Here is a 3,291-nt window from a genome sequence, read left to right as displayed (position 1 = left end):
ATTTCCCCGGACGCTTCCGAAACGATGCGCCGTCGCGATCAAGGAGAGCCGCCTCCGATGGCCATCAACCTTCGAACGCCGCAAGCCGAGACCCGCGAGCAGCGCCTTGGCACCATCACGCAATGGGAAGGCCGAGCGCAGGAGCTGGCCCGTGATTCCGCTTTCACCTACGGCTGCGGCCGCGATTGCGGCGAGGGCGGGCGTCGGCTTTGCGAACTCTCCAGCCCCTATTCGCAGGCGTCGATGTGCGCCGAGCAGATCGCGGTCACCAACGCCACCATCATCAAAGATGCGGTGGTCATCCAGCATTCGCCGATCGGTTGCGCCTCGAGCCAGTCGTTCACCTCACGCTATTCGCGCGACCTTGCCGCGCGGCGCGGCTGGAAGCCCGAGGACCCCAAGTCGATCTGCACCAACCTGGGCGAACGGGACATGGTGTTCGGTGGGGTCGAGCGGCTCGCTGCAGCTATTCGTGAGGCCTACGAGCGCCATCGCCCGCGCGTCATCTTCGTCGCGACGTCCTGCGCCACCGGCATCATCGGCGACGACGTCGACGGAACCGCCCGCCAACTGGAGGATGAGATCGGCATTCCCGTGGTGCCCCTCCATTGCGAGGGTTTCAAGTCACGCCACTGGTCGTCGGGCTGGGACGTGATCGAGCACGGCATCCTGCGCCGGCTCGTGCCATCTCGGCCAAACGAGAAGCGCGACGACCTCCTCAACGTCATTCACCTCGGCGGGCCGGATGTGTTCTCGCCGCTGGTCAACCCGCTCGGCCTCACCGTCAATTTGGTGATGGGCGGCAATTCGCTCGAGCGTCTCGCCGACCTGTCGACGGCGGCGGCGACCGTCACCATGTGCTTCGTACTGTCCTATCTGGCGACCGGCCTTGAGCAGGAATATGGCGTGCAGGAGATCCGCGCCCCCCTGCCTTACGGATTGGCGGCCACCGACAACTGGCTGCGCGACATCGCCCGCGTCACTAAGCGCGAGGGTTTCGTCGAAGCGGTGATCGCCGCGGAACGCGCGCGCATCGCGCCGGAGCTGGACCGACTGCGCGTCGCGCTCAAAGGCAAGAGGGGCTTCGTCGCCGCCGGCGCCGCCTTCGCCCACGGTCTCGTCGCCGACCTGCGCGAACTCGGCGTCGCCGTCGACGACGTCTTCTCGTTCCATCACGACCCCTCGACCGACAGCCGCGACGCTGAGCAGGATTCGCTCGGCCATCTCATCCAGACGACTGGCGACATCCCGCATTTCACGGTGAGCCCCGACCAGCATTTCCAGGCGCATGCGGCGCTGAAGCGGGCCAAGCCCGATTTCGTCATCTGCCGTCATTCCGGCTCGATGGCGATCCTCGCCGGACGCATGGGCATTCCCGTGCTGCCGATCTTCTATTCCAACGACGGCCTCGGCTACGAGGGACTGCTGACCATCGGCCGCGCCATCCTGCGCGTGCTGCCGCGCCGCCGATTCTATCAGGACGTCGCCGCGCATTCGCGCTTCCCCTACCAGCAATGGTGGCTGGAGGAGACCAACCCTTACGCGCTCGCCGCCAGCGACGCCGCCTGAGCGGGAGAAGCGCGATGAACATCCAGTCCCGCCTCGCCGACGAAGGCGCCGGCAGTTTCGCCGCCTCGGCCGGCCCGATCGAACAGGTGCGCTACGCCTGCGCGCTCGGTGCGCTCGCCTCGGTTATCGCCATCGAGGGCGCGATCCCGATCACCCATTGTGGACCGGGTTGCGCGACCAAGCAGTTCCATGCGCTCTCCGGTATCTCCGGCTACCAGGGCGGCGAGTTTCATGTTCCGTCCACCAACATCGGCAACAAGGAGGTGATCTTCGGCGGCGTCGGCCGCCTCGACGAGCTCATTTCCTCGACCCTGACGGTGATGGATGCCGAGCTCTATGTTGTCCAAAGCGGCTGCATTCCCGGCCTGGTCGGCGACGACGTGGCCAATGTCGTCCAGTCCTATCGCCGCCGCGGCGTCCCGATCGTCTTCGCCGAAACGCTCGGTTATCGCGGCACGAATTTTATCGGCCATGAGACGGTTGTCCGCGCCATCCTCGACCAATATGTCGCCGAGCGCGCCGGCGCCAATCCCGAGACCCGCAAGGGGCTGGTCAACGTCTGGTCGCTGCTGCCCTACCAGAACCCGTTCTGGCGCGGCGATCTCGCCGAGATCCGCCGCATCCTCGAGGGCGTCGGCCTCGAAGTGAACATTCTGTTCGGCCCCGCCTCCGAGGGCTTGAGCGAATGGCGGGCGATTCCGTCGGCCGAGCTCAATCTGGTGCTGTCGCCGTGGCTCGGGCTCGGCACTGCGCGACGCCTGGAAGACGTCTATGGCCAGCCCTTCCTTCACCGCCCGGCGATTCCGATCGGCGCGCGAGCGACCGCCGCCTTCCTCCGACAGGTCGGCGACGCCGTCGGCGCCGATCCCGCTCGGGTGGAACATTTCATCAAGCGGGAGGAGCGCGACTACTATCGCTATCTGCGCGACTTCGCCCATTTCTATGCCGGCTGCGCCAGCCAGTATCGCCTGCCGTCCGAGATCAACATCGTCAGCGAGAGCGCCTACGCGCTGGCGATCGCCAAATTCTTCGTCGGCGATCTCGGTCTCAATCCCGGCGTCATCGTCGTCACCGAGAACCCGCCCGAAAGCGAGCGCGAGACCATCCGCGCCGCGTTCCGCGATCTGGCGTCGGGCGTCGACGGCGAGCCGACGTTCGAGCCCGACGGCCACCGCGCCCACGAATTGATCGCCAAACATTCCCGCGTCGGCGAATTCCCGATCGTGTTCGGCTCGACCTGGGAAGCCGCCGTCGCCGGCGAGATCGGCGCGCCGCTGGTCGAGATCAGTTATCCAACAACCGACGAAGTCGTGCTGGCGCGCTCCTACGTCGGCTACCGCGGCGCGCTGCAGTTGCTGGAACGCGCCTACACCACCGTCGTTCGGCAGTCGACCGAGGAAAACCCCGAGGCGGCGGCGCTATGACCGCCGATCCGGCAGCCTCCGGGCAAAGTCGCGCCGTCCGCGTCGCCATCGGCACCCATTCGGGCGCGCGCGTATCGGAGCACTTCGGCCAGGCGACCCACTTCGAGATCTGGGAGGTACGCCCGGACGGCTGGCGCCTCCTTGAGACGCGCGTTAACCGCCCGGCCTGCGGCTCGGTTTGCGACCGAGCCGACGAACTGATGGAAGCCGCGGTCGCCTCGGTCGCCGACTGCCGCGCGGTGGTCGTCGCGCGCATCGGCGAATGCGCGCTCAATCGGCTCGACAAGCTCGGCATCCT

Annotated in this window: 3 protein-coding genes; all 3 read left to right on the top strand. The window is 66.9% G+C overall.

All coding sequences use genetic code 11. From position 1 onward, the window contains the following. Window positions 1–57: 57 nt before the first annotated feature. Window positions 58–1,569 (top strand): nitrogenase component 1, encoded by a 1,512-nt coding sequence (locus ABSF49_RS21230; protein ID WP_424114621.1) that lies wholly within the window; start codon window positions 58–60, stop codon window positions 1,567–1,569. A 14-nt stretch (window positions 1,570–1,583) separates the two neighbouring features. Further along, the gene (locus ABSF49_RS21225; protein WP_424114620.1) at window positions 1,584–2,993 is read left to right on the top strand and encodes a nitrogenase component 1; all 1,410 of its coding nucleotides are present in this window, start codon (window positions 1,584–1,586) and stop codon (window positions 2,991–2,993) included. Beyond that, the coding region (locus ABSF49_RS21220; protein ID WP_424114619.1) for a NifB/NifX family molybdenum-iron cluster-binding protein at window positions 2,990–3,291 on the top strand (302 nt) is incomplete at its 3' end. The genes ABSF49_RS21225 and ABSF49_RS21220, both read left to right, overlap by 4 nt.

It is taken from the genome of Roseiarcus sp. (assembly GCF_049514155.1).
Lineage (GTDB): Bacteria > Pseudomonadota > Alphaproteobacteria > Rhizobiales > Beijerinckiaceae > Roseiarcus.
Note: the sequence above shows the minus strand (reverse complement) of the source record. Positions and strands in the feature narration are given on the sequence as shown.

Coding starts and splice junctions, on each gene's coding strand:
- ABSF49_RS21230 (WP_424114621.1), top strand. CDS start 58: ATGGCCATCAACCTTCGAACGCCGCAAGCCGAGACCCGCGAGCAGCGC.
- ABSF49_RS21225 (WP_424114620.1), top strand. CDS start 1,584: ATGAACATCCAGTCCCGCCTCGCCGACGAAGGCGCCGGCAGTTTCGCC.